The 25,867-nt window shown below is 59.8% G+C and carries 21 protein-coding genes; 8 read left to right on the top strand and 13 right to left on the bottom strand.

Annotated features, from left to right (window positions below):
- The first annotated feature begins 30 nt into the window (after positions 1-30).
- The 7 genes from pqqF to D882_RS0130325 all read left to right on the top strand — a co-directional run bounded on the left by pqqF (position 31) and on the right by D882_RS0130325 (position 7,778).
- Entirely contained in the window at positions 31-2,454 is a 2,424-nt protein-coding gene (gene pqqF, locus D882_RS0130350; RefSeq protein ID WP_027926711.1) for a pyrroloquinoline quinone biosynthesis protein PqqF, read from the top strand.
- Between the two features lie 155 nt (positions 2,455-2,609).
- On the top strand, positions 2,610-2,684 hold the full coding sequence (gene pqqA / locus D882_RS1000000132520) for a pyrroloquinoline quinone precursor peptide PqqA (protein ID WP_009045898.1): 75 nt from the start codon (positions 2,610-2,612) through the stop codon (positions 2,682-2,684).
- 76 nt (positions 2,685-2,760) lie between these two features.
- Positions 2,761-3,672, top strand: coding sequence for a pyrroloquinoline quinone biosynthesis protein PqqB (pqqB, locus tag D882_RS0130345; protein WP_027926710.1), 912 nt, complete (start codon positions 2,761-2,763; stop codon positions 3,670-3,672).
- Between the two features lie 136 nt (positions 3,673-3,808).
- Complete coding sequence (pqqC, locus tag D882_RS0130340; protein ID WP_027926709.1) at positions 3,809-4,561, top strand: pyrroloquinoline-quinone synthase PqqC; 753 nt, start codon at positions 3,809-3,811, stop codon at positions 4,559-4,561.
- Positions 4,558-4,833: a pyrroloquinoline quinone biosynthesis peptide chaperone PqqD gene (pqqD, locus tag D882_RS0130335; protein WP_027926708.1), complete on the top strand. Its 276-nt coding sequence runs from the start codon at positions 4,558-4,560 to the stop codon at positions 4,831-4,833. The genes pqqC and pqqD overlap by 4 nt, the downstream gene beginning before the upstream one ends.
- Entirely contained in the window at positions 4,826-5,980 is a 1,155-nt protein-coding gene (pqqE, locus tag D882_RS0130330) for a pyrroloquinoline quinone biosynthesis protein PqqE (RefSeq protein WP_177327636.1), read from the top strand. The genes pqqD and pqqE overlap by 8 nt, the downstream gene beginning before the upstream one ends.
- Positions 5,946-7,778 carry a S9 family peptidase gene (locus D882_RS0130325; protein WP_027926706.1) on the top strand — a complete coding sequence of 611 codons (1,833 nt, stop codon included), beginning with the start codon at positions 5,946-5,948 and terminating at the stop codon, positions 7,776-7,778. The genes pqqE and D882_RS0130325 overlap by 35 nt, the downstream gene beginning before the upstream one ends.
- Positions 7,779-7,882: 104 nt before the next feature.
- On the opposite strand, the gene D882_RS1000000132515 is transcribed toward D882_RS0130325, so the two are convergent.
- Together D882_RS1000000132515 and D882_RS0130315 are read right to left on the bottom strand one after the other, a co-directional pair.
- Positions 7,883-8,041 (bottom strand): YqaE/Pmp3 family membrane protein, encoded by a 159-nt coding sequence (locus tag D882_RS1000000132515; protein ID WP_007904205.1) that lies wholly within the window; start codon positions 8,039-8,041, stop codon positions 7,883-7,885.
- A 205-nt stretch (positions 8,042-8,246) separates the two neighbouring features.
- Complete coding sequence (locus D882_RS0130315) at positions 8,247-9,482, bottom strand: aspartate aminotransferase family protein (protein ID WP_027926705.1); 1,236 nt, start codon at positions 9,480-9,482, stop codon at positions 8,247-8,249.
- A gap of 169 nt (positions 9,483-9,651) precedes the next feature.
- Between D882_RS0130315 and D882_RS0130310 the strand changes: the two genes are divergently transcribed.
- A complete protein-coding gene (locus tag D882_RS0130310) occupies positions 9,652-10,581 on the top strand; it encodes a LysR family transcriptional regulator (RefSeq protein WP_027926704.1) in 930 nt (309 codons plus the stop codon).
- A gap of 228 nt (positions 10,582-10,809) precedes the next feature.
- On the opposite strand, the gene D882_RS0130305 is transcribed toward D882_RS0130310, so the two are convergent.
- The 11 genes from D882_RS0130305 to bioB form a co-directional block, all read right to left on the bottom strand.
- Positions 10,810-12,594, bottom strand: a complete 1,785-nt coding sequence (locus tag D882_RS0130305; protein ID WP_027926703.1) for an acyl-CoA dehydrogenase C-terminal domain-containing protein — start codon at positions 12,592-12,594, stop codon at positions 10,810-10,812.
- A 188-nt stretch (positions 12,595-12,782) separates the two neighbouring features.
- Complete coding sequence (locus D882_RS0130300; RefSeq protein ID WP_027926702.1) at positions 12,783-14,579, bottom strand: acyl-CoA dehydrogenase C-terminal domain-containing protein; 1,797 nt, start codon at positions 14,577-14,579, stop codon at positions 12,783-12,785.
- A gap of 90 nt (positions 14,580-14,669) precedes the next feature.
- Positions 14,670-15,959 carry a GGDEF domain-containing protein gene (locus D882_RS0130295; protein WP_027926701.1) on the bottom strand — a complete coding sequence of 430 codons (1,290 nt, stop codon included), beginning with the start codon at positions 15,957-15,959 and terminating at the stop codon, positions 14,670-14,672.
- 146 nt (positions 15,960-16,105) lie between these two features.
- Positions 16,106-18,247: a cytochrome c peroxidase gene (locus tag D882_RS0130290; RefSeq protein ID WP_081744034.1), complete on the bottom strand. Its 2,142-nt coding sequence runs from the start codon at positions 18,245-18,247 to the stop codon at positions 16,106-16,108.
- A gap of 470 nt (positions 18,248-18,717) precedes the next feature.
- Positions 18,718-20,523, bottom strand: a complete 1,806-nt coding sequence (locus D882_RS0130285) for a phenylacyl-CoA dehydrogenase (RefSeq protein ID WP_027926699.1) — start codon at positions 20,521-20,523, stop codon at positions 18,718-18,720.
- Positions 20,524-20,801: 278 nt separating this feature from the next.
- Positions 20,802-21,098, bottom strand: a complete 297-nt coding sequence (locus D882_RS0130280; protein WP_027926698.1) for a hypothetical protein — start codon at positions 21,096-21,098, stop codon at positions 20,802-20,804.
- Between the two features lie 107 nt (positions 21,099-21,205).
- Entirely contained in the window at positions 21,206-21,886 is a 681-nt protein-coding gene (gene bioD, locus D882_RS0130275) for a dethiobiotin synthase (RefSeq protein WP_027926697.1), read from the bottom strand.
- Positions 21,883-22,695: a malonyl-ACP O-methyltransferase BioC gene (gene bioC, locus D882_RS0130270; protein ID WP_027926696.1), complete on the bottom strand. Its 813-nt coding sequence runs from the start codon at positions 22,693-22,695 to the stop codon at positions 21,883-21,885. The genes bioD and bioC overlap by 4 nt, the downstream gene beginning before the upstream one ends.
- On the bottom strand, positions 22,688-23,419 hold the full coding sequence (locus D882_RS0130265; protein ID WP_027926695.1) for an alpha/beta fold hydrolase: 732 nt from the start codon (positions 23,417-23,419) through the stop codon (positions 22,688-22,690). Before D882_RS0130265 ends, bioC begins: the two co-directional genes overlap by 8 nt.
- On the bottom strand, positions 23,412-24,590 hold the full coding sequence (gene bioF / locus D882_RS0130260) for an 8-amino-7-oxononanoate synthase (protein WP_027926694.1): 1,179 nt from the start codon (positions 24,588-24,590) through the stop codon (positions 23,412-23,414). The genes D882_RS0130265 and bioF overlap by 8 nt, the downstream gene beginning before the upstream one ends.
- Positions 24,591-24,764: 174 nt before the next feature.
- A complete protein-coding gene (gene bioB, locus D882_RS0130255; protein ID WP_027926693.1) occupies positions 24,765-25,820 on the bottom strand; it encodes a biotin synthase BioB in 1,056 nt (351 codons plus the stop codon).
- Positions 25,821-25,867 lie beyond the last annotated feature (47 nt).

Genomic DNA, 25,867 nt, shown 5'->3' with positions numbered 1-25,867 from the left:
CATTAGCGCTTCTCTGTACTGGAAGTGCTCATGCCTGCGCTGAATCACCCTCGCCCCCACACTGAAACCCTGGCTAACGGCTTGCGGGTGACGCTGCGTCATGCCCCGAATTTGAAGCGCTGTGCGGCGGTGCTGCGCGTCGCGGCGGGCAGTCACGATGTGCCACTGGCGTGGCCCGGTCTGGCGCACTTTCTGGAGCATTTGCTGTTTCTCGGCACCGAGCGCTTTCCTGCAGGCCAGGGATTAATGGCCTACGTTCAGGGACATGGCGGTCAGGTCAACGCACGAACCAATGAGCGCACAACCGACTTCTTTGTCGAGTTGCCGACTCAGGCGTTTGCCGGTGGGCTGGAGCGTCTGTCAGACATGCTCGCTCATCCGCGTATGAATGCGGACGATCAGTTGCGGGAACGGGAAGTGCTGCACGCCGAGTTCCTCGCCTGGTCGCAGGATGCGGTGGCGCAACAGCAATTGGCGTTGTTCGATGGGCTTTCTTCGACGCATCCTTTGCGCGGCTTTCATGCCGGCAACCGCGATAGCCTGCCGGTGCCACAGCCTGAGTTTCAGCAAGCGTTGCAGGATTTCCATCAGCGGTTCTACCTCACCGGACAGATGACACTGAGCCTGGCCGGACCGCAGACTCTCGATGAGCTGCGTGAGATGGCTCAGCGTTTCGGCACCGGGATTCCAGTCGGGCAACGAGTCCCGCAACAAGCACCTGACGCGCTGATGAACGCTTCGCAAACAACTTATCACCAGGCTGGCGAGCGCCGGCTGGATCTTCTGTTCGCGTTCGAAGCGTTACCTGAGTCATCGCCTGAGGCACTGGCATTTCTGTGTCATTGGCTGAACGCCAAGAAACCCGGTGGGCTGGTGGCGACACTGCGAGAACAGGGTCTGGCCGACAGCCTGAACGTTGCGCCGCTGTATCAATTCGACGGGCAAGCCTTGCTGCACATTGAATTCAAAAACGCTCAATCGGAAAGCGTGATTCGCCAAACACTTCTCGACTGGCTGGGCTTTTTTTCCTCCCATCAAGACTGGCCCGGCTTGCGCGAAGAATACGCGGCCATGCTGCAACGCCAGCAGCAAGTCAGCGGTGCCTTGCAGTTGGCCCAACGGGACAGTGAGCAACTGGAGACCGGGTTATCCGCGCAGGGCGTTCTTGCTCTGAAAGACGTCCTGAAGAAAATCGGTGCTGTGGATAACTTCAGCGGCGAATGGCAACTGCCGACGCCTAATCCGTTTTTACGCAGCGAAACGCCCGCGGCCAATGCCGGGCTGATTCGCGGCCAGACCAGCAAACACCGTGGTCTGCGCACGTTTGCCCAGGACCGCTCACGCAGTCGTCGTGAAAACTCCCCGATGCAGTTCAGTTCGGCGCTGCCAGATAACACCGATGAAGGCGCGATTTATCTGCGCTGGCGACTCGACTTCACACCTCTTGCCAGTCTTCAGTCGACATTGGAGAACCAGTTGAAACCTTTGCGCGAAGATGCGCATCAGGCCGGTGTCGACTTTTCCTTCAGCGCATCAGGCAATGAATGGCTGCTGAAGATGACCGGGCTACAGGCACCGATGCCAACTGTCCTCGAACACGCATTGAAAGTGCTGACCACGCCAACAGCAGATTTCTCACAGAATGAACCGCCAAACACCCCATTGATGCCGATCAAGCAACTGCTGAAGGCGCTGCCTGGTCTTTGCCTTGAACCCGCGGCTGACTCAGGGGATTTGCAGCAGCTTTGGTCGAACGCACGTTGGGAAGGTCTGGCCGTTGGCCTGTCGGCACAGACCCAAGCGGCGATGGGTTTGGCCCTGAGCCGCGTGCCCGGTGTTGCGGATCAACCATCGGCGCCGCCCTCGATCAACGCGCAGCGTCTGTGGACAACTGTCGACGCTGACTCCAGCGAACACGCGCTGTTGCTGTTCTGTCCGACCGCCACGCAGGACATCGCCGACGAAGCCGCCTGGCGCCTGCTCGCGCACCTGTGCCAGACACCGTTCTATCAGCGCCTGCGGGTGGACTTGCAACTGGGCTATGCCGTGTTCAGCGCCTTGCGCCAGATCCATGGGCAGACCGGGCTTCTGTTCGGCGTGCAATCACCGAGCGTTGCACCGGCTGGGTTGCTGGAACACATCGAACACTTTCTAAGCGACTTGCCAGGCATGATCGAAGGCATGGACGAGGCGACGTTCACCCCCCAACGTCAATCCCTGGCAAACCAATTAGACCTGAACACTCTGCCTGTCCCTCAGGCCGCAGAACTGCTCTGGCAGGGCAAACTGGCTGGCCACTCGTCGGATTATCTGGAGCGTTTGCCTGAAACCATTTTGCTGATCGATCGCGACGCATTACTGGGCGCGGCAAAGCGATTGAATCAAGTGCTCGGCGGATGGCGCTGCCTGGCCAGCGGCCCAAGCCCGAGCGCGGTTTGGCAAGCGACAAAATGATCATTACAGGCGCTGCAATTAGCTTTCTCAAAGTTTCACGGGCAACCACGCTGTAATTTTGAGTAACATAGCAACCTAACTATCTGAACATCTCCGACTGGAGGTGGACTATATGTATAGACCTCAACTGTCCCATCACCTGAAGGAGCGCTCCCATGTCCTGGTCCAAACCCGCTTACACCGACCTGCGTATCGGCTTTGAAGTCACCATGTACTTCGCAAGCCGCTAATCTTTTTGTATCGCAGTGCCAACGCCTCGGCTCGCCGAGGCGTTTTTATTTTCAGTTTTCGAATGATGGAGCGGCCATGTTTGTCCAGATTCTAGGTTCCGCCGCCGGCGGCGGTTTCCCCCAGTGGAACTGCAACTGCGTGAACTGCGCCGGTTTTCGCGATGGCAGCCTGAACGCCAAGGCGCGGACCCAATCGTCCATCGCCATTTCCGATGATGGCGTGAACTGGGTGCTGTGCAACGCTTCGCCGGACATTCGCGCCCAACTCCAGAGTTTCGCCCCGATGCAACCGGGCCGGGCCCTGCGCGACACCGGCATTAGCGCGATCATCCTGATGGACAGCCAGATCGACCACACCACCGGCCTGCTCAGCCTGCGCGAAGGGTGTCCGCATCAGGTCTGGTGCACCGACATGGTCCATGAAGATTTGAGCACCGGTTTTCCGCTGTTCACCATGCTGACCCACTGGAACGGTGGGCTGGACTGGAACCGGATCGAGCTTGACCGCAGTTTCAGCATTGCGGCCTGCCCGAACCTGCGTTTCACCCCGCTGCCGCTGCGCAGCGCCGCCCCGCCCTATTCACCACACCGTTTCGATCCGCACCCCGGCGACAACATCGGCCTGATCGTTGAAGACCTGAGCACTGGCGGCAAGCTGTTCTACGCACCGGGGCTGGGCAAGGTCGACGCGCCGCTGCTCGAGATCATGGCCGGCAGCGATTGCCTGCTGGTGGACGGCACAATGTGGGACGACGACGAAATGCAGCGCCGTGGCGTCGGCACTCGCACCGGTCGGGAAATGGGCCATCTGGCACAGAACGGCCCCGGCGGCATGCTGGAAGTGCTGGAGCAATTGCCCAAGCAACGCAAGGTGCTTATCCACATCAACAACACCAATCCGATTCTGGATGAGGATTCGCCGGAGCGTGCCGAGCTGGTTCGGCGGGGTGTTGAAGTGGCGTATGACGGCATGAGTATTGTGCTTTAAGAGTCGAGACCGCTTTGCGGTCTATCGCGAGCAAGCTCGCTCCCACAGGTGACCGCATAACCCAGTGGGAGCGAGCTTGCTCGCGATGAGGCCGGCACAAGCGCTACACACCTACGGTCATACCCGGAGAACCGCAATGACCAACACCCCAATGTCCCCCGCCGAATTCGAAGCCGCCCTGCGCGCCAAAGGCGCCTATTACCACATCCATCACCCCTACCACGTGGCGATGTATGACGGTCGGGCGACCCGTGAGCAGATCCAGGGCTGGGTCGCCAACCGGTTCTACTATCAGGTGAACATTCCCCTGAAAGACGCCGCGATCCTCGCCAACTGCCCGGACCGCGAGATCCGTCGCGAGTGGATTCAACGCCTGCTCGACCACGACGGCGCCCCCGGCGAAGACGGCGGCATCGAAGCCTGGCTGCGTCTGGGCCAGGCCGTCGGCCTCGACCCGGATCAGTTGCGCTCCCAGGAACTGGTCCTGCCCGGCGTGCGTTTCGCCGTGGATGCCTACGTCAACTTCGCCCGCCGGGCCAGTTGGCAGGAAGCCGCCAGCAGTTCGCTGACCGAACTGTTCGCACCGCAGATCCACCAATCGCGCCTGGACAGTTGGCCACAGCATTACCCGTGGATCGACCCGGCCGGCTACGAGTATTTCCGCACTCGCCTGGGCCAGGCGCGTCGCGATGTGGAACACGGTCTGGCGATCACATTGCAGCACTACACGACGCGGGAAGGCCAGGAGCGCATGCTGGAAATTCTCCAGTTCAAACTGGACATTCTTTGGAGCATGCTCGATGCCATGAGCATGGCCTACGAACTGAAACGCCCGCCGTATCACAGCGTGACCGAACAACGGGTCTGGCACAAAGGAATCACCTTATGAGTTTCGACCGCAGCAAGACCCCGACCTGGCGTACCGGCTACCGTTTCCAGTACGAACCGGCGCAGAAAGGCCATGTGCTGCTGTACCCGGAAGGCATGATCAAACTCAATGAAAGCGCCGCGCTGATCGGCGGCTTGATCGACGGCGAACGCGATGTCGCTGCGATCATTGCCGAACTGGACAAGCAGTTCCCCGGCGTGCCCGAGCTCGGTGAAGACATCGAGCAATTCATGGAGGTCGCCCGTGCTCAGCACTGGATCGAACTTGCCTGATTCCGCGTCAGGCACGTTACCGCCCAAACCGGAAATCGGCCTGCCGCTGTGGTTGCTGGCCGAGCTGACCTACCGCTGCCCGCTGCAATGCCCGTACTGCTCCAATCCGCTGGACTTCGCCGAGCAAGGCAAAGAACTGAGCACAGAGCAGTGGATCAAGGTGTTCCGCGAAGCGCGGGAGATGGGCGCGGCGCAGTTGGGCTTTTCCGGTGGTGAACCGCTGGTGCGCCAGGACCTCGCCGAGTTGATTGCCGAGGCGCGCAAGCTGGGTTTCTACACCAACCTGATCACCTCTGGCATCGGCCTGACCGAACAGAAAATCAGCGACTTCAAGAAGGCCGGCCTGGACCATATCCAGATCAGCTTTCAGGCCAGCGATGAGCAGGTGAACAACCTGCTGGCCGGCTCGAAAAAAGCCTTTGCGCAGAAGCTGGAAATGGCCCGCGCGGTGAAAGCCCATGGCTATCCGATGGTGCTGAATTTCGTCACCCATCGGCACAACATCGACAAGATCGACCGCATCATCGAGCTGTGCATCGCCCTTGAGGCGGACTTCGTCGAGCTCGCCACCTGCCAGTTTTACGGTTGGGCGCAGCTCAACCGGGTCGGCCTTTTACCGACCAAGGAACAACTGGTCCGAGCCGAACGCATCACCAATGAATATCGCGCCAAGCTCGAAGCCGAAGGGCATCCGTGCAAGTTGATTTTCGTCACGCCGGACTATTACGAAGAGCGGCCGAAAGCCTGCATGAACGGTTGGGGCAGCATCTTTCTGACGGTCACGCCGGACGGCACCGCCCTGCCCTGCCATGGTGCCCGGCAGATGCCGGTGCAGTTTCCCAACGTGCGCGACCACAGCATGCAGCACATCTGGTACGACTCGTTTGGCTTCAATCGCTTTCGCGGTTACGACTGGATGCCCGAACCTTGCCGTTCCTGTGACGAGAAAGAAAAGGACTTCGGCGGCTGCCGCTGCCAGGCGTTCATGCTCACGGGTGATGCGAGCAATGCCGACCCGGTGTGCAGCAAATCCGAACATCACGGCGTGATCCTCAAGGCCCGCGAAGAAGCCGAGCACGCGACCCAGACCATTGAACAACTGGCCTTTCGCAATGAACGAAACTCACGCCTCATCGCAAAAAGCTGAGCCCTTCAGCGCGGCTAAAGCTGTCGCTGCCGGTGTCGATTTTGCCGAGTTGCAGGTCGGCCGCAATGGCTTGCTCTGGAACGAATACCGGCCTGAAGACGCCGCCTGCCGGATCTGGCATTGGCGCGATGGCCAGGCACATTGCCTGACCCCCGCGGGTTTCAGCGTACGCAGTCGGGTGTACGAATATGGCGGTGGCGCGTTTTGCCTGACCGATGACGGGATAGTGTTCGTCAACGAGGCGGACCAGCAGTTGTATCGGCAATCGCTGAAGGGTGAAACGCCCGAAGGGCTGACCTCAGGCGGATGCCGTTTCGGTGACCTGCAATTCGCCAACGGACAGGTTTTAGCGGTTGAAGAGAACCACGACCGGCATCGATTGGTGGCGATTGATGTGAAGGACGGCACGCGTCACCTGTTGGCAGAAGGTGCCGACTTCTATGCAGCGCCAACCCTGAGCCCAGACTCGCAACGCCTCGCGTGGATCGAGTGGAGCCGGCCGGATCAGCCCTGGACCGCGACGCGGCTGATGGTTGCCGAACGTCAGAGCGATGGCGGGTTTGCATCGCCACGCTGCGTGGCTGGCGAGGGTGTTCAGGAATCACTGCAACAGCCTCGATTCGATAACAGTGGTCGACTGCTTTGTCTGACGGACCGTGGCGGTTTCTGGCAGCCATGGGTGGAGTCTGCAGACGGTTTGAGCCCATTGCCCTGTGCCGCAGCGGATCATGGGCCGGCGCCCTGGCAACTCGGTGGTTGCACCTGGCTGCCTTTGGGTGAAGACAACTACCTGGCCAGTTGGACCGAACAGGGTTTCGGCCGCCTGGGTCTTTGCGGTGAAACCACCGAAGAGTTCACCAGTGACTACAGTCGCTTCCGCCATCTGGCACTGGATGAGCAGTTCATTTATTGCATCGCTGCATCGCCAATCAGTTCATCGGCGGTGATCGCCATCGACCGCCACAGCCGACAGGTCAAGGTACTGGCCGGCGGGATTGCCCCGTTACCCGCCGAGCTGATCAGCGTCCCGCAAACCCTGTGCTACCCGAGCGGTTCAGGTGAAGCCCACGGTTTCTACTATCCAGCAATGAACGGGGATGCAACGCCGCCGCTGGTGGTGTTCATTCACGGCGGCCCAACATCGGCGTGCTACCCGATGCTCGATCCGCGCATTCAATACTGGGCGCAACGCGGTTTTGCCGTGGCCGATCTCAACTACCGAGGCAGCAGCGGCTATGGTCGGGCTTATCGCCAGGCACTGCATTTGAGTTGGGGCGACGTCGATGTTGAAGACGCCTGTGCGGTGGTCGCCCATCTCGCCGAACGTGGATTGGTCGACGGTGGAAAGGCGTTCATTCGCGGCGGCAGTGCTGGCGGCTACACCACTCTTTGTGCGCTGGCGTTTCAGAAGGTGTTCCGCGCCGGCGCCAGTTTGTACGGCGTCAGCGATCCCGTGGCATTGGGGCGTGCCACACACAAATTCGAAGGCGATTATCTGGACTGGCTCATCGGCGATCCGGTGCTGGATGCTGAGCGCTATGCCGCGCGCACGCCGCTGCTGCATGCGAGCAACATCAGCGTGCCGGTGATTTTCTTTCAAGGGGAACTGGACGCCGTGGTCGTGCCGCAACAGACCCGAGACATGGTTACTGCGCTGCGGGACAACGGCATTCTGGTTGAAGCGCATTACTACGCAGACGAACGCCATGGCTTTCGCAAGGCGGGCAATCAGGCGCATGCGCTGGAGCAGGAGTGGTTGTTTTATCGGCGGGTGATGGAGCTTGGGGACACTGCCTGATTAGCAGCGCGAGCAAGCTCGCTCCCACAGGGATTTCTGTACACCTTAGATCCAATGTTGGAGTGAGCCAGCTCGCGATAGCGGCCTATCTGACCCAGCAAACCTCAGCGCTTGGCGATGATATAAACCGCATGCACGATCCCCGGGATATAACCGCACAACGTCAGCAGAATATTCAGCCAGAACGCGCCGGCGAATCCGACTTGCAGAAACACACCCAATGGCGGCAATAGTATGGCGATGATGATTCGAATAAAGTCCATGGGGCAGCTCCTGATGGGAAGTGGCTCGTGTGAGCCCTACAGTTAATCGACCTGTGCCGTTCGTCAGGGTTCAGTCACTTCCCCCTTCAGCCAAAACTTTGCCGTGCTTTGCGGACAAAAAAACGCCCCACGCGAAAAGAATCAAACGTGGGGCGATGCGTTATTACCGCGAGACGGTTCTGGAATGTGCGTGGGACAGCTCTGATCAGACCGCAATCCCTTTACGGCACTGCAATTGCGCGGTGCGTACACGGGAGAAGGCGCGAGTCAGGCGCAGAAGCATTTCGTCGATGTTGGCGTTGCTGACCGTCAGTGCGGGGGTGAAGCGCAGGCAGTCGGGTTGCGGGGCGCTGAGCAACAGGCCTTCGTACAGCGCAGCATTGACCACGGCGTCGGCCGAATCGTCCGACAGCGTCAGCCCCCAAAGCAGCCCTTGCCCACGCAATTCGCCGTGGCCATAACGATGAGCCAGACGCCCGAGGCCTTCACTCAGGTGCTGCCCGGCTTCCCTGACATGCTCAAGAAATCCCTTGTCCTGCACGCTGTCGAGTACCGCCAGCCCGGCCGCTGTCATCAGGGCATTGCCGTGATGGGTGCCGCTCAATTCGCCGATCTCGAAACAGCAGGCCTTGCCTCGCGCCAGCAACGCAGCGAGCGGCACGCCACCGCCCAGCCCTTCGCCGAGGACGACAATATCTGCCCGAACGCCGTAGGACTGTTCTGCGAGTAAGGCGCCGCAACGCCCGATACCGCTTTGCACTTCGTCGAGAATCAGCAGAATCCCCAGCTCACGACACAGGCGCTCCACACCCTTGAGGTAATGCTCGGTGGCCGGGATCACTCCCGCCGCGTTCTGGATCGGCTCAAGCATGATGGCTACGGTCCCGGCGTCGACCGCTGCATGCATTGCCGCCAGATCATTGAAGGGAACGGGGTGAAAATCCGCCAGCGTTCCGAAACCACGGCCTGGGCAGCCGTTGCCGACCATGATGATGCGCGAAGCCCCACCGCGATAGCGTTGGCCCCACTTACACGCCAGTTTGATCGCCGCATCACACGCTTCGCGGCCACTGTTGAGCAGGTACGCCTGATCGCTGCCAGTGGCGCTGCAGAGGCGCCCGGCAAGGTTGAGCATGCCGCGATTGTGCACAGCAAAACCGGGATTGATCAGTGATTGAGCCTGTTGCGAAATCGCCTGGACCACTGCCGAGGGACTGTGCCCCAGGCTGTTGGCCCCCCCACCTTGAGTGAAATCCAGGTAAGCGCGGTCATCGCTGTCCCACAACCAGGAGCCTTGACCACGCACGAAAATCTGTTTCGGCCGCTCGACGCTGGGCATCAGGTACTCGCTGGAAAGATTGTCGCGGTGGGATGGCTGGAAAGTGTCCACCGCCAGGTCATCAAGACTCGGCGGATGACGCCGCAAATTGAACAGATTCATCCAAAAAAACCTCGATTGAGGTTTTTTGCCTTACCTATGCAAACACCTTCGGCGCAAACGATATTCATCGCGTTCTATGGCCCTGTAAGCCTTGTGAATGCGGTTAGACTAGGCGCTTGCACGGCCTTGAGCCATTTCGATTTCCGAGTATTTTCGATAAGCGCACCTTATGGATTTCAAGCAACTGCGTTATTTCGTCGCGGTCTACGAAGAAGGCCACGTCGGCCGGGCCGCCGAGCGGCTTTCAATCTCTCAGCCGGCGTTGTCCCAGCAGATTCGCCATCTGGAACAGAACCTCGATGTGAGCCTGTTTGAGCGCAGCAGCAAACGCCTGTTGCCCACCCTGGCCGCTCACACCTTGTATAACCACGCAGTGCCACTGCTCGACGGCATGCAGCGGGCACGCGAGGCATTGGGCAATTTCAAGGGACAGGCGCTACGCACATTGGCCATCGGTGTACTGCAAACCGTGCACACCAGCCTGGTGCCGCAGATGCTCGAACGCGTGCGCAAGGCTCAACCGCACCTGGTGGTGCAGATCTACGAACTGACCGGGCTGGAAATCGAGCGACGACTGCTTAATGGTTCGCTGGACATCGGCATCAGTTACCTGCCGCCGCGTCAGCCAGGGTTGCATGGCGTGATGCTGTACGAAGATGAGCTGACCCTGGTCATCCCCGCCGATCACCCGCTGCGCGAATTCAAGAAAGTCTCCATGAGTCAGGCCGCCGAATTACCGATGCTGTTGCTGGGAGAAGAGTTCCAGGTGCGACAGATCTGGCAGACGCAACTGGCCAGCCTCGGCAGGCGCCCGCAGGTGCAGGCTGAGTTGAACAACATGGCGGGGATTCTCGACAGCTTGCCACATACCCGGCTGGCGACTGTGCTGCCCGGGCGCTCGCAAAAGGCGCTCGGCAATAACGAACTGCTGTGGAAACCGCTGACTGAGCCGCGGGTGCCGCTGAAAGTCGGATTGGTCTGCCGGGATGTACAGCGGCAACAGACCTCGATGGCCTTGTTACGCACGCTGCTGGAGGACGTGATGAACGGGCCCGAGGAACGCTTGAACAGCTCGAAAACCCTCGACGAGTTGAGCTGAACACTTTTCTGCGGGCAAAAGAAAACCCCGCCGAAGCGGGGCTTTGCAGACTGTTTCCCTGACATCCATTTCACTCCGCCGTCCTGGCAGAATCCTACGTGTCCGTGTTGTTGCTTTGCGCTTCCTGCGCGACGTCCATGTGAAGTAGATTAGCTGTGGATCCAATCTACGCCTATGGGAAAACAGCAGCACGTCATGTAAGAGAATGCTTACATGACGTCACATCTGTCAGAACTGCGCAGCATCCAGCAAAAACAGTGACTCGCTACCCGCCTTCACCGACGCGCTCAACGAGTGAATGCGTGGCAACAGACGGGCGAAATAGAAGCGCGCCGTGCCCAGCTTGCTGGCGTAAAAATCGTCCTGCTCTTCTTTACCCTGCGCGGCTTTGGCCATCAACGCCCACATGTAGGCGTACGCCACGTAACCGAAGGTTTGCAGGTACTCGACCGACGCCGCGCCGATTTCATTCGGATTGTTTTTCGCGCGGTCGAGCAACCACGCAGTCAGCTCGTCGAGGGTGGTCACGGCGTCGTTCAGCGGCTTGGTGAACTCGGCCAGATCGGCGCTGGCGGTCGCGGTCGCGGTGAAGTGACGGATCTCGTCAGCGAACAAGTTATAGAAAGCCCCGCCGGTACCGACAATCTTGCGCCCGACCAGGTCCAGCGCCTGGATGCCGTTGGTGCCTTCGTAAATCTGGGTGATGCGCACGTCGCGCACCAATTGTTCCTGGCCCCACTCACGGATGTAACCGTGGCCGCCAAACACCTGCTGGCCGTGGACGGTGGTTTCCAGACCGAGGTCGGTCAGGAACGCCTTGGCCACTGGGGTCAGCAACGCCACCAGATCTTCAGCGCGCTTGCGGGTGGTCGCGTCTTCACTGAACTTGGCGGTGTCCAGTTGCATGGCGACGTAAGTCGAGAAGGCACGGCCGCCTTCGTTCGAGGCTTTCATGGTCAGCAGCATACGACGCACGTCCGGGTGGACGATGATCGGGTCGGCGACTTTGTCTTTGTTCTGCGCACCGGTTGGCGAACGGCTTTGCAGACGATCGCGAGCGTATTCAACGGCGTTCTGGTACGAGCGCTCACCGGTGGCCAGGCCCTGGATACCGACACCCAGACGCTCGTAGTTCATCATGGTGAACATCGCCGCCAGGCCTTTGTTCGGCTCGCCGACCAGATAACCCACAGCTTCGTCGAAGTTCATCACGCAAGTCGCGGACGCCTGGATGCCCATCTTGTGTTCGATCGAACCGCAGTTCGCCGGGTTGCGTGCGCCCAGGCTGCCGTCGGCATTGACCCTGTACTTCGGCACCAGGAACAGCGAAATGCCTTTCGGACCAGCCGGTGCGTCCGGCAGTTTGGCCAGCACCAGGTGAATGATGTTTTCGGTCAGGTCGTGCTCGCCACCGGTGATGAAGATCTTGGTGCCGCTGACTTTGTAGGAACCGTCGGCCTGAGGTTCAGCCTTGGTGCGGATGATCCCCAGGTCAGTACCGGCGTGTGGCTCGGTCAGGCACATGGAACCGGCCCAGATGCCGGCGTACATGTTCGGCAGGTACGCGGCTTTCAGCTCGTCACTGGCGTGGGCGTTGATCGACAGGCAGGCGCCGGCCGTCAGCATCGGGTACAGACCGAACGACAGGCTGGCGGAGTTGACCATTTCTTCGACCTGAGCCGAAACAGCCTTGGGCATGCCCATGCCGCCGTAGGTCGGATCACCGCCGACGCCAACCCAACCGCCTTCAGCGTAAGTCTGATAAGCCTGTGGGAAACCTGCCGGCGTGGTGACGGCACCGTCCGCCCAATGGCAACCTTCTTCGTCAGCTGCACGGCTCAGGGGCGCGATGCTTTTGCTGGTGACTTTGCCGGCTTCTTCAAGAATGGCTTCGACGGTTTCCGCATCAACGGTCTCGGCCAGCGCGGGCAGTTCGGCCCACAGTTTGGTGACCTCGAAAACTTCATTGAGAACGAAGCGCATATCGCGCAGCGGCGCTTTGTAGTCAGCCATGGCAAACCTCGCAAGATCTAAACAGGTGATTCGTAGGGTGGTGCATTCGTTGGGTCCGAGTGTAACCCAACAACTTTTACGACACATAGGGTCAGCCCATGACCGTTTTGTAATGATTGGTCATTGACTATCGGGTCATAAAAAAAGCCCGCGGTTACGCGAGCTTTCTTTGTTGCTCATCTAAAAGGCTAAAGTGCAAACAACTCCGCCGGCAATTTCATCAGGCAATCACTGCCCGCTTCGATGGCGGCCCGATGAGCGGCTGTGCGTGGCAGCAATCGCTTGAAGTAAAACTCGTTGGTCGCGAGTTTGCCCTGGCAATAATCGGCATCACCGCTCCCCGCATCGAGTTGCGTCTGAGCCACCAGCGCCATGCGCAGCCACAGGTAGCCGAGGATGATGTAACCGCTGTACATCAAGTAGTCCACGGATGCCGCGCCGACTTCGTCCGCATTCTTCATCGCAGCCATGCCGACCTGGGTGGTCAGCTCGCCCCACTGCTGATTCAGCGTGTTGAGTTGCGCCACATAGCTGCCAAGCTGCGGGTGTTCAGCGTTCGCCGCACAGAACTTATGGACGATTTTGGTGAAGCCACGCAGCAGTTTTCCCTGACTGCCGAGCACCTTGCGCCCAAGCAAATCCAGCGCCTGGATACCGTTGGTGCCTTCGTAGATCGGCGCAATCCGGCAGTCGCGGACCAACTGTTCCATGCCCCATTCACGAATGAACCCGTGCCCGCCAAACACCTGCATGCCATGGTTGGTCACTTCCAGCCCGGTATCAGTCATGAAGGCCTTGCAGATCGGCGTCAGGAAGGCCAGCAGGTCTTCGGCGTCCTGGCGAGCGCTTTCATCCGCGCTCAGGTGCGCCACGTCCAGCAACTGCGCGGTGAAGTAAGTCAGTGCTCGGTTGCCCTCGTTGAAGGCTTTCATGGTGAGCAACATCCGACGCACGTCCGGGTGGACGATGATTGGGTCGGCGGCTTTCTCCGGTGCTTTCGGGCCGGTCAGGGAGCGCATTTGCAGGCGGTCGTTGGCGTATTTGATCGCGCCCTGGAAGCTCGCTTCGCCCAGACACAAACCCTGCATCCCGGTGCCGAGGCGCGCGTGGTTCATCATGGTGAACATGCAGTTCAGGCCTTTATTCGGCTCCCCGATCAAGAAACCCTTGGCGCCATCGAAGTTCAGGACGCACGTCGCCGAAGCCTTGATGCCCATCTTGTGTTCGATCGAACCGCAGGAAACGCCATTGCGCTCGCCCGCCTCACCCTCGGCATCGGGCAGGAATTTAGGCACGATAAACAGCGAGATGCCGCGGGTGCCCGCCGGCGCGTCCGGCAGTTTCGCCAGCACCAGGTGAATGATGTTGTCGCTCATGTCGTGCTCGCCGGCGGAGATGAAAATCTTGCTGCCGGAGATCGCGTAGCTGCCATCGGCTGAAGGCACGGCGCGGGTCTTGATAATGCCCAGGTCGGTGCCGCAATGGGCTTCGGTCAGGCACATGGTACCGGTCCATTGGCCCGCGGTGAGTTTGCTCAGGTAGGTGTTTTTCTGGTCTTCGGTGCCGTGGGCGTGGATCGCCGACATCGCGCCGTGGGTCAGGCCCGGGTACATGCCCCACGAGGTGTTGCTGGAACCGACCATTTCGCTGATCACCAGACCCAACGAACTCGGCAAGCCCTGGCCGCCGTATGCCGGGTCCGCCGCCAGACCATGCCAGCCGCCCTCGACGTATTGTGCGAAAGCCTGCTTGAAGCCTGTAGGCGTTGTCACCACGCCATTGTCGAAATGGCAGCCCTCTTCGTCACCGCTGCGATTCAATGGGGCCAGAACGTTCTCACAGAACTTCGCGCCCTCTTCGAGGATGGCGTTGATCATGTCCGGGCTGGCCTCGGAGGCGCCCAGCGCAGCGTAGTTGCTGTGGAAGTCGAAGACGTGGTCGATCAGAAAGCGCATGTCGCGCAGGGGAGCTTTGTACTCAGGCATGGTCGTTTCTCCGTCAGCAGAGGCTTCAAACCTACTGCCGGCCACCACGCCTCACAATCACAGTCCAGACGCTGAATGCGCCATCATCACTCAACCCGCGGCGGCGTCCATTCGCACGGCGCCACGACGGGTCTGACCGAACGCCACCACGCAGTTTCGTCCGGCGCCCTTGGCGCTGTAGAGCGCTTCGTCCGCCGACTTGAGCACCTTTTCAGGGGTGCGCTGCTCGACGCGTTCGGCGACACCGATGCTGACCGTGACCGACACACTTGAAGCCCCAGGACCCGAGCGACGCTGACGACCTTGCTGGTCGTCCTGAGGCCGGTTGTCCTGATTGCGCAGCTGAATATTGTAGGTCGCGATGGATTCGCGGATGACTTCCAGGTGCGGCATGCACTCTTCGAGCGTCTTGCCTGCGAACACCAGCGCAAATTCCTCACCGCCGTAACGATAGGCCCTACCGCCGCCGCCGATTTTCGACAGTTTGCTGGCGACCAGTCGCAGCACTTGGTCGCCGACATCGTGACCGTGAGTGTCGTTGAATTTCTTGAAGTGATCGACGTCGCTCATGGCCAGCACGTAATTACGCCCCAGGCGCTGCATCCGCTCGTTCAAGGCTCGCCGGCCCGGCAGACCGGTGAGTTCGTCGCGGAAGGCCATTTGGTAGGCCTCATGGGCGACCGCCGCGGCAATCATCAGCATCACCTGACTGCACATGATGTTGAGGGTAAACGGAAGAATGAAGGTTTTCGGCAGCGCCCAGAACAACCCGAGCAAACCCACCAGTTGAGCGGCATGCAACGGTCGCGGGTTGCGCCAGTATTGCCAGCTCAGCAACAGGAACGACGCGAGGAACACCGGATAAGACAGCTGGATCAGGCTCATCCAGGCGCCATGCAGCGCTGGCCAGCGGATTTCCGACAGCCACATCAGCAAGGCCTGTGGGTAACTTTGCTCCAGCCCCAACGCGACACTGCCGACGGCCAGCAATACCGCGAAGCGCGCCACCATGTCCTGAAACAAATGCGTGCGTTCCTGCCAGGCCCCGAACACCCCGAACAACAGCGGCAGCAACAGGCAACACAGATGGAAAACCACGGCGGCGTCTTCACGGACTTTGCCGTTGTCGCGGTAATAGTCGGTCTGGGTATCGAGCAAAAAGTAGGCGATGTACACCGTGACCATCAGAAACAGCTCGCGCTGACGTCGGTAAACCGCGCAATACGCACCACCGAGCAACAGCACCAACGTCGGCAGGACGTTGAACAGCGAGGTGAAGAATACGTTCAGTTCCTTGATGTAGGCAGCCGCAAGCCCCGCAAGTAAAAGCAGTAACGACGGTAGGAAATGGCTGAAACGCACAGCGGAAGAACGCGGCAAGGGTAAAGCTCCGACCGTCACGACAATAGATGGCATTGTGCCCACCTACTGTAACGGCAGAAACGTCGACTTACTGAGCGAAATGTCAGGTTTTTTTAGCGGGTGCATGACTGGCCGCGAACAGCGCGGCCAGTCACCTCAGTCCATCAGAGGTCGTTGTAGAACGGCAACAGTGGCCCTTCCGTAGCCGGGCGCCCTTCCGCACCGACCGGTTTGAGTGTAATCAGCGCATCTGCCGCTTGTCGGGTAGTGATTTTTGGACTGACGGGCTTCAACGTCACGGCGTTTTCATCACCAATATGGCCTTGTGGAATGACCAGCGACGGATGATCGAAAGGCGCCTGTTCCCACGCCACGCGCGGATCGGTCAGCCCGACTTCCATGAACTTGACCAGTGCATCCACTTCATCAGGCGTCAGGTTCAGGGCGGTCATGTCCGGATCAAGGTTGGAGGTGTTGTGCTGATTCACACTCGGATGATCAAAGCCGCTGGTGTTGTTCGCTTCCGAGCCGCGCCGGTCGCCACCGCGGTTGTAGAACTCGACGACCTGCTTGAGCGTCGAGCGGCTGCCGTTGTGGAAGTACGGCCCGGTCAGCGCGATGTTGCGCAGCGTCGGGGTTTTGAAGGCGCCATCCACCGCATCGTGGAAGCCGACATTAGGTTTGAGCGTCGAATCGCAGGGTAATCCCGTGCTCAGTAGCGCTTCGAAGGTGCACACATCCACGTCCAGTGGATCCGGCACATGGATGCCCTGCAACTGGGTGTTGTATTCGCGAGTAAACGACAGCGGGTTGCCCCATGCATCAGATCCGCCGAGCCCCAGGTCTTCCGACGTCGGGCGCACACCGGTGTTGTAGAAGCCGTTGTCGTACAGCGCGGTGAGGTTGTCAGCCATCAGCATCCGTTCGATCCGCTCACGGGGATGGAACAGCAAGCGGCTGGCAGCGTTGGTCAGCTCTGCACCGCCGTGACAATTGACGCACTTGCCTTTGCCAAGGAACAGGTTCATGCCCTCGACCTGCTGCGCATTCATCGCCTGCTGATTGCCTTGCAAATAAGCATCCACGGGAGCCTGGTCGGAGATCAGGGTGGATTCGTACATCTGAATCGCCAGTCCGAAGAACAGCGGGAAGTTGGCCTCCATCTGAGTGTACGGCGCGCCGCCGAGCGAAACCTGTTGTGTGGCGTTCCACAGCCGAGGCTGGAAAGCGGCCTTGATCAATTCTCTGTAGGTCGGGCGGCGGGCACCGGAAACCGGGCCGAGCACAGAGTCGGCGGATGAAATCCGCTGCTGCTTGAGCATCAGCGTGTCGAGCATGCGTCGGCCAATGTCGGCGAAGGTGCGCCCGCCGCAGGACATCTCCACAGGGCTACCCGGTGGGCCGACAGCCTGCGAGGCGGCAGAGGCATCGTTGAGGGCCAGCCGAACTTTGGTGGCCACCCCGCTGCGATCGCTGGTGACGAAAATCCCGGCATCAGGGTCGCGATTACCGAACGGCGAAAAGCCGTTGAACACGTTGTTAGCCCGACCGTCCCAGAAGTTGCGCACGTTGAACGCGGCGTTGATCACCGTCGGGGCATTGCGTCCGGTGCTGCGCCGCACATTGATACCGCCGACCTGGAACACGCCGTCCGGTTGCTGTGTGCATTTGTCGAAGCGCGGTTGATTCGGCTTGACGAAGTTGGCGTCGAACACCCCTTGCGAGCCGACCACATCGTCGGTCGAATAGACAATCGGCGAGTTGCGATCCAGCGGATCGGCCAGCACGTGGGTCGGAAAGTCGGTTTTTTTCAGCGTGTAGTTCGGGCCGCCCTTGCCGGCGGACAGGGTCGCATAAGAAGGGACGTCGCCAGGAATATCGGAGGCTACAAACGGTTTGTTGAAGATCGACGAAACGTTGGCATGGGTGCTGGCCTGGCCTGGGTTGATCTGATTGGTGATCCGGTGATCGACACCCGCATGAAAGTGGCAGGAGGCACACGCCGTCGAACCGTCACTGCCGATCTCCATGTCCCAGAACAGCGCCTTGCCCAGGAGAATCGCCGCCGAGCGATTGAGCACGTAATCAGTCATGAGGTCGACTTTGCGCCCGCCTTCGGTGCCGGAAGGGTCAGGGGGTGTCATGCCGTGCAGCGTCTGCAGGGAAGGGACTTCCGGCACGGGCAGATCAACTTCCGCCGCCGTCGCCGCGAAAGCATTTTTGGCGGACAGACTGATAACGAGCAGCCCGCAGACGATCACGCAGGGCAGACGGACAGTTCGAACAAAAAGACTCAAGTTCACCATGATGACACCCCGATTCAGTGATGGAGTTGCCGGGCATGAGGCGTCACTCAACTGGCAAAGTTAGACTTTGTCGTCGCCGAAGTTGAAACGCTATGGGAGGCACCGTAGCAGGCGCTTAATCGAACTGTAGCTGTTACAAAAGATTTCAACAGCAAAAACACGAATTAATTCTGAGCTTTTATACAAGCCTCAACTTTGGTGAAAATCCCCCATTACCGGGGGGCAATCCCCCAGCCACAGTGGGCCTCACCGCCAAAGCCCACGTACCTGCGAGACCTTGAACCTTGGCCCCGTAATTGCAAACAAAGTTATTTTACTTATTTGACACCGAAAACAATTGCACCCAGTTAGTTAACTAGACACAAAGGTTTAGTTGCACTACTCGCGAGCGCCTACTGTTTACACAACGCAAAAAAAAACCGCCACTCCCGAAGGAGCAGCGGTTTTTTTTGAAGCAACTGCGTTAAGGCTTAGTAGCCCAGGTCGAAGTTCTCTTCTTTCATGTCCATCAGGTTGTTGGCGCCCGACAGCATGGTTGCAACGTGAGTGCGGGTACGCGGCAGGATGCGCTGGAAGTAGAAGCGCGCAGTCTGCAGCTTGGCGGTGTAGAACGCCTCTTCGGAAGTGCCGGTAGCCAGTTTCTCGGCAGCCAGACGCGCCATGTCAGCCCAGAAGTAGGCCAGGCAGGCGTAACCGGAGTACATCAGGTAGTCCACGGAGGCCGCGCCCACTTCTTCGCGATCCTTCATGGCAGCCATACCGACCTTCATGGTCAGCTCGCCCCATTCTTTGTTCAGTGCAGCCAGCGGTGCGACGAATTCCTGAACGGCTTCGTTGCCTTCGTTGGTCTGGCAGAACTTGTGGACGATCTTGGTGAAGCCTTTCAGGGCCTCGCCTTGGGTCATCAGCACTTTACGGCCCAGCAGGTCGAGGGCCTGGATACCGGTGGTGCCTTCGTACAGCATCGAAATGCGGCTGTCACGAACGTTCTGCTCCATGCCCCACTCGGCGATGAAGCCGTGGCCGCCGTAGATTTGTACGCCGTGGTTGGCCGATTCGAAACCGACTTCAGTCATGAAGGCTTTGGCGATTGGCGTCATGAAGGCCAGCAGTGCGTCGGCTTTCTTCTTCTCTTCTTCATCCACGCCGTACTTGACGATGTCGACTTGCTTGGCGGTGAAGTAAACCATTGCACGGTTGCCTTCGGCGAATGCCTTCATGGTCAACAGCATGCGACGTACGTCTGGGTGAACGATGATCGGGTCGGCGGCCTTTTCCGGCGCTTTCGGGCCAGTCAGCGAACGCATTTGCAGGCGATCACGCGCGTATTTCAGGCCGCCCTGGAAGCCGATCTCGGCGTGAGCCAGACCTTGCAGCGCGGTGCCCAGACGTGCGGTGTTCATAAAGGTGAACATGCAGTTCAGGCCTTTGTTCGCCGGGCCGATCAGGAAACCGGTGGCCGCGTCGAAGTTCATCACGCAAGTCGCGTTACCGTGGATGCCCATTTTGTGTTCCAGGGAACCACAGCTCACCGCATTGCGTGCGCCGATCGAACCGTCTGCGTTCGGCATGAACTTCGGCACGATGAACAGCGAAATGCCTTTGGTGCCAGCCGGTGCGTCCGGCAGGCGGGCCAGTACGATGTGGACGATGTTATCGGCCATGTCGTGTTCACCGGCCGAGATGAAGATCTTGGTGCCGGAGACTTTGTAGGAACCGTCGGCCTGAGGTTCGGCCTTGGTGCGCAGCATGCCCAGGTCGGTGCCGCAGTGCGGTTCGGTCAGGCACATGGTGCCGGTCCACTCGCCGGATACCAGTTTGGTCAGGTACGCGTCTTGTTGCTCAGGCGTGCCGTGTTCGGAAATGGTGTTCATTGCGCCATGGGACAGGCCAGGGTACATGCCCCACGACCAGTTGGCCTCGCCAACCATTTCGCTGACAGCCAGACCCAGAGACTCCGGCAGGCCTTGGCCACCGTGCTCTACATCGTGCGCCAGACTAGGCCAGCCGCCTTCGACGAATTGCTTGTAGGCTTCTTTGAAACCTGTCGGGGTTTTAACGCCGGACTCGCTCCAGGTGCAGCCTTCGGTGTCACCCACGCGGTTCAGCGGAGCCAGTACCTGCTCACAAAACTTGGCGCCTTCCTCGAGAATGGCGTCAACCATGTCCGGAGTTGCGTCCGCACAAGCCGGAAGGCTCTGATAGTGCGCTTCGTAGCCGAGCAGTTCGTCACGAACGAAGCGAATATCACGCAAGGGGGCCTTGTAGTCAGGCATAGCGATAAACCTCTGCTGATGTAACCGGGAATGAACGACCGCGTTGATTTGTTGTGGCGGTCAAACAGTTGTTTGAAACATACGTTTACGCCCAAATCTTGTCAAGCGTCGATCTTTGGCCGTTTGTCATCGACTCATCGATCTGCCGGACACGCAGCAGCGCACCACCGATGCTCAAGCAAAGGTGCCGTGTAGAAAAGATTAGTTGAGGGAGAAGGACTTACGCAGAAAAACGCCGCGAAAAATCGCGGCGTTCAGAAAGCGGATTCAGCGAGGGATCACGCGAATGTATCGATCAACGTTCCGAGCATTTCGTCTGAAGCCTTGGCGACTTTAGCGCCCGCTTCCACCTGAAATTTGCCTTGGGTCATCTCGACGACATTACTGGTCAGGTCGGATCGCTGACTGCGATCAACCGAACGCAGGCGATCCACCTGAACGTCGGAAGACTGGCTGGTCACCGACCGTTCGATGGTATTGCTGGCGATCTGTCCGGCCGCTTGATCGACGCGGTTCTGCCCTGTCTGAATGGTGCTCAGACCCGCATAAAAAGCAGTGTTACCTGAAATCTGCATGGGAGAACTCGTCCGGCAAGAGGATCTATAGCGGGCATTGAATCAGACATGATGGCAAAACGCCCGACAAAAACACTAATAGCACTGTGCCTTGTGATAGCTAAAACCTAGTCCAGCAAATCCAGTTGCAAATGCTCCGCCACGGATTCAGCGGTGACCGCCTTGAGTTTCGGCACCCGCCCAAGGCACGGCGCGGGGATTCGCTCGGCGAGTGTCGCGAGGTTCTCCTCCAGCCGCGAGGTTTTGGGATCAATGATATTGGCCACCCAACCCGCCAGCTGCAATCCATCCTGGGCAATCGCCTCGGCCGTCAACAGCGCATGATTGATGCAACCCAGGCGCACACCGACCACCAGAATGACCGGCAAACCCAGCGCCATCGCCAGGTCAGACAAATTGTCCTGATCCGCCAACGGCACACGCCAGCCGCCCGCCCCTTCAATCAGGGTGAAATCCGCCTGCATGTCGAGAATCGCGCGCATGGGCGTCAACAGCGATTGCACCGTCAGCGCCACGCCAGCTTCGCGCGCGGCCAGGTGCGGCGCGATGGCTGGCTCGAACGCCACCGGGTTGACCTGTGCATACGTCAACGGCAACGAGCACTCGGCCAACAGCGCCAGCGCATCGGCGTTGCGTAACCCCTTGGACGTCACGTCGCAGCCCGAGGCAACCGGCTTGCCAGCCGCCGTGCTCAAGCCTGCCGACCGTGCGGCATGCAACAAGCCGGCGGCCACGGTGGTCTTGCCGACATCGGTGTCAGTGCCGGTGATGAAATAGGCTGCGCTCATAAAGGCTTCTCCAACACGGCATAGACCACCTGATAAGTCGCCGGCAAACCTTCGGCCTGACGAAACTGCTCATACGCCTCGATCAAACCGAGGATCCGCGCCCGGCCAGTCAAACCACCCGGCCGCCCAGGGTTCAGGTTGTGCGCACCCAATGCCTTGAGTTCATGGGTCAGGCTGCGCACATCCGGGTAATGCAACACATGAGGACGGGTTTGCAGGCTGACGGTTTTCAAGCCGCTGGCCGCACACAGTTGCTGATAAACACCCAACTCGCGGAACCGATTGACGTGGACCATGCCATCGACCTGACGCCAACTGTCACGCAGCTCAAACAACGTCCCTACACAAAGACTAGCAAACGCGAAAATCCCGCCCGGTTTCAGCACACGCTGCGCTTCGCTCAGCACCGAGCCGAAGTCCGCGCACCACTGCACGGCAAGACTGGAGAAGATCAGGTCACAGGTCGAATCCTGCAGCGGCAAGCGTTCCGCATCACCTGCGATGAAGTGGGAGGCCCCCCCCAACGGCCGGGCGTGATTGAGCATGCCTTCGGCGATGTCGAGTGCGACGCCGTGACTGGCCGGAAAACGCTCACCCAGCGCCCGACTGAAATAGCCGGTGCCGCAGCCCAGGTCGAGCCAGCGACCCGGGACAAAATCCGCGGGCAAGCGACTCAACAACTGGCTGCCGACATCACGTTGCAACTCGGCCACGCTGTCATAACTCGCCGCGGCACGGGAAAAAGAGGCCGCCACCTGGCGCTTGTCGGGCAATCCGCCGGACAGGTTGTGAAGGGATAAATCAGTCATCACCGGACTCATGCAAAAAGGCCTGAATCGCCCCCGCCACACCGTGAGGGTCTTCCAGAAGAAACGCGTGGCCGGCCTGTTCAATCAGACCGATTTCGACATCCGGCAGCAGCGCCAGCAAGTCCCCCGCCGCTTCGGCCGGGACCAGGCCGTCGAGGCCGGCGAACAAGTGCAGTTGAGGGCCGCGAAACGCCTGCAAAGCTTGACGGGTATCCAGTTGTGCGAGGACTTCCAGCCCCCTCATCAATATCGATGCAGAAGCGTTTGGCGCGCCAGCGAGCAATAACCGCGACAGGCCACGCGAGTCTTCGGCGCCTTGTGCGCACAGCAACGAAAACCGTTTCAACGTCATGCGCGGATCAGCCTTGCAGCCAGCCAGGAAGGCATCGAACGTCTCGCCGGGCATCGCGCTCGGCCATTGCTCATGGGCGACAAACGAAGGATTACTCGCCAGGGTCAGCAAGCCGCAGCAACGATCACCACGACGTGCCGCCAATTCGGCCGCCAGCATGCCGCCCAAGGACCAGCCGCCGAGCCAGGCATCCTGGGGCACTGTCGCATCGAGTTCATCGAGCCACTCTTCCAGATCGCTCGACTCCAGTTCCGGCAGCGGCTCGATCTCGACGCGCAGGTGTTCATCCAACCCCTGCAAGGCCGCCGCCAACGGTTCCAATGGCGAAATCCCGAGGCCCCAACCGGGCAACAGAATCAATCGATCACGCATGGCTTGGCTCCGGTTTCAGCTGGGCAAAACAATCGGCCAGTCCATCTAACAATAGTTGCACCTGGTCTTCGCTATGCGCGGCGGTCAGCGTCACCCGCAAGCGGGCGCTGCCGGTGGGCACGGTCGGCGGACGGATCGCGGTCACCATCAAGCCGCGCTCACGCAACATCTGCGACAGTCGAACCGCACGCCCGGCATCGCCGATCATGATCGGCTGGATCGGCGTGAAACTGTCCATCAGCTCCAGGCCGATTTGCTCGGCGCCTTGGCGGAACTGGCGGATCAACGTCTTCAGATGCTCACGTCGCCAATGTTCGGTGCGCAGCAGTTCGAGGCTTTTCAGTGTCGCGCAAGCCAGCGCCGGTGGCTGGCTGGTGGTGTAAATGTAGGGTCGGGCGAACTGGATCAGGCTTTCGATCAACTCTTCGCTGCCCGCGACAAAAGCCCCAGCGGTACCGAACGCCTTGCCCAGCGTACCGACCAACACCGGTACGTCTTCCTGACTGAGACCGAAATGCTCGACGATCCCTCCGCCATTGGCACCCAACGGACCAAACCCGTGAGCGTCATCGACCATCAGCCAGGCGCCTTTGGCCTTGGCTTCGCGCGCCAGTGCCGGCAGGTCGGCAATGTCGCCGTCCATGCTGAACACGCCGTCGGTGACCACCAGCGTATTGCCGGTGGCTTTCTCCAGGCGTTTGGCCAGGCTGTCCGCGTCGTTGTGCAGGTAGCGGTTGAAGCGCGCGCCGGACAGCAGACCGGCATCCAGTAACGAAGCATGATTGAGCCGGTCTTCGAGCACCGTATCGCCCTGCCCGACCAGCGCGGTGACCGCGCCGAGATTGGCCATGTAACCGGTGGTGAACAGCAACGCACGCGGGCGTCCGGTCAGATCAGCCAGGGCTTCTTCCAGTTCATGGTGCGGGGTGCTGTGACCGATGACCAAGTGCGACGCCCCGCCACCCACACCCCAGCGAGCCGCACCGGCGCGCCAGGCTTCGATCACTTGCGGGTGATTGGCCAGGCCCAGGTAATCGTTGTTGCAGAACGCGAGCAATGGTTGGCCATCGACCACCACTTCAGGGCCTTGAGGGCTGTCGAGCAGCGGGCGCTGGCGGTAGAGATTTTCGGCACGACGGGCAGCAAGGCGTGCGGCGAGATCGAAAGACATGCAGGCCTCGGGCGGTCAGTTCACATGTATAAAAGTGAATGCGGTCCCTGTGGGAGCAAGCTTGCTCGCAATTGCGGTGCCGCATTCAACATTGATGTCGACTGACCTGGCGCCATTGCGAGCAAGCTCGCTCCCACAGTGTTTTGCATTCCTTCAGAGGAATCGGTGGAGGCTTCAAACAGCCGCGTTATAGAACTGCTCGCTGCTCTTCTGCTCAACCAGCGCCTGCTCAATCGCAGCCTGATGCACCTCGTCCGCGTGCTCTTCGCGCGCTTCCGGCAGAATCCCCAGGCGCGAGAACAGTTGCATGTCCTTGTCAGCCTGCGGGTTGGCGGTGGTCAGCAGTTTTTCGCCGTAGAAAATCGAATTCGCGCCAGCGAAGAACGCCAGGGCCTGCATCTGTTCGTTCATCGCTTCGCGGCCGGCGGACAGGCGTACGTGGGATTGCGGCATCAGGATGCGGGCAACGGCGAGCATGCGGATGAAGTCGAACGGATCGATGTCTTCGGCATTTTCCAGCGGCGTGCCAGCAACTTTCACCAGCATGTTGATCGGCACCGATTCCGGATGCTCCGGCAGGTTGGCCAACTGGATCAGCAGGTTGGCGCGGTCATCGAGGGACTCGCCCATGCCGAGGATGCCGCCGGAGCAGATCTTCATCCCCGATTCACGCACGTAAGCCAGGGTTTGCAGGCGCTCGCTGTAGGTGCGGGTGGTGATGATGCTGCCGTAGAACTCAGGCGACGTATCGAGGTTGTGGTTGTAGTAGTCGAGGCCGGCGCCGGCCAGCGCAACGGTCTGGTCCTGATCCAGGCGACCAAGGGTCATGCAGGTTTCCAGGCCCATGGCCTTCACGCCTTTGACCATTTCCAGCACGTACGGCATGTCTTTGGCCGACGGGTGTTTCCACGCCGCGCCCATGCAGAAACGGGTCGAGCCGATGGCCTTGGCGCGAGCAGCCTCTTCGAGGACTTTCTGCACTTCCATCAGTTTTTCTTTTTCCAGGCCGGTGTTGTAGTGACCGGACTGTGGGCAATATTTGCAATCTTCCGGGCAGGCGCCGGTCTTGATCGAGAGCAGCGTGGAAACCTGGACGCGATTGGCGTCGAAATGCGCGCGGTGCACCGTCTGTGCCTGGAACAACAGGTCGTTGAATGGCTGAACGAAGAGTGCTTTGACTTCGGCCAAAGACCAGTCATGACGCAGGGTTGCAGAGGTGCTGGCGCTCATGGGCGTTTCCTTTGTTTTATGCTTGGCAAGCGGCTGGGGGATGGAAT

This window comes from Pseudomonas sp. URMO17WK12:I12 (assembly GCF_000514395.1).
GTDB classification, from domain to species: Bacteria; Pseudomonadota; Gammaproteobacteria; order Pseudomonadales; family Pseudomonadaceae; genus Aquipseudomonas; species Aquipseudomonas mucoides.
The sequence above is the reverse complement of the archived record's forward strand: the minus strand, read 5'-3'. Positions and strand labels throughout refer to the sequence as shown.

What these genes read in the sequence shown, in the direction of transcription:
- D882_RS0130290 (WP_081744034.1), bottom strand. Translation starts at nt 18,247, where the DNA reads ATGGTGAACTTGAGTCTTTTTGTTCGAACTGTCCGTCTGCCCTGCGTG.
- bioF (WP_027926694.1), bottom strand. Translation starts at nt 24,590, where the DNA reads ATGTCTTTCGATCTCGCCGCACGCCTTGCTGCCCGTCGTGCCGAAAAT.
- D882_RS0130285 (WP_027926699.1), bottom strand. Translation starts at nt 20,523, where the DNA reads ATGCCTGACTACAAGGCCCCCTTGCGTGATATTCGCTTCGTTCGTGAC.
- D882_RS1000000132515 (WP_007904205.1), bottom strand. Translation starts at nt 8,041, where the DNA reads ATGGACTTTATTCGAATCATCATCGCCATACTATTGCCGCCATTGGGT.
- pqqC (WP_027926709.1), top strand. Translation starts at nt 3,809, where the DNA reads ATGACCAACACCCCAATGTCCCCCGCCGAATTCGAAGCCGCCCTGCGC.
- bioD (WP_027926697.1), bottom strand. Translation starts at nt 21,886, where the DNA reads ATGAGCGCAGCCTATTTCATCACCGGCACTGACACCGATGTCGGCAAG.
- D882_RS0130315 (WP_027926705.1), bottom strand. Translation starts at nt 9,482, where the DNA reads ATGAATCTGTTCAATTTGCGGCGTCATCCGCCGAGTCTTGATGACCTG.
- D882_RS0130305 (WP_027926703.1), bottom strand. Translation starts at nt 12,594, where the DNA reads ATGGCTGACTACAAAGCGCCGCTGCGCGATATGCGCTTCGTTCTCAAT.
- pqqF (WP_027926711.1), top strand. Translation starts at nt 31, where the DNA reads ATGCCTGCGCTGAATCACCCTCGCCCCCACACTGAAACCCTGGCTAAC.
- D882_RS0130280 (WP_027926698.1), bottom strand. Translation starts at nt 21,098, where the DNA reads ATGCAGATTTCAGGTAACACTGCTTTTTATGCGGGTCTGAGCACCATT.
- D882_RS0130325 (WP_027926706.1), top strand. Translation starts at nt 5,946, where the DNA reads ATGAACGAAACTCACGCCTCATCGCAAAAAGCTGAGCCCTTCAGCGCG.
- pqqB (WP_027926710.1), top strand. Translation starts at nt 2,761, where the DNA reads ATGTTTGTCCAGATTCTAGGTTCCGCCGCCGGCGGCGGTTTCCCCCAG.
- pqqD (WP_027926708.1), top strand. Translation starts at nt 4,558, where the DNA reads ATGAGTTTCGACCGCAGCAAGACCCCGACCTGGCGTACCGGCTACCGT.
- bioB (WP_027926693.1), bottom strand. Translation starts at nt 25,820, where the DNA reads ATGAGCGCCAGCACCTCTGCAACCCTGCGTCATGACTGGTCTTTGGCC.
- D882_RS0130265 (WP_027926695.1), bottom strand. Translation starts at nt 23,419, where the DNA reads ATGCGTGATCGATTGATTCTGTTGCCCGGTTGGGGCCTCGGGATTTCG.
- D882_RS0130300 (WP_027926702.1), bottom strand. Translation starts at nt 14,579, where the DNA reads ATGCCTGAGTACAAAGCTCCCCTGCGCGACATGCGCTTTCTGATCGAC.
- bioC (WP_027926696.1), bottom strand. Translation starts at nt 22,695, where the DNA reads ATGACTGATTTATCCCTTCACAACCTGTCCGGCGGATTGCCCGACAAG.
- D882_RS0130310 (WP_027926704.1), top strand. Translation starts at nt 9,652, where the DNA reads ATGGATTTCAAGCAACTGCGTTATTTCGTCGCGGTCTACGAAGAAGGC.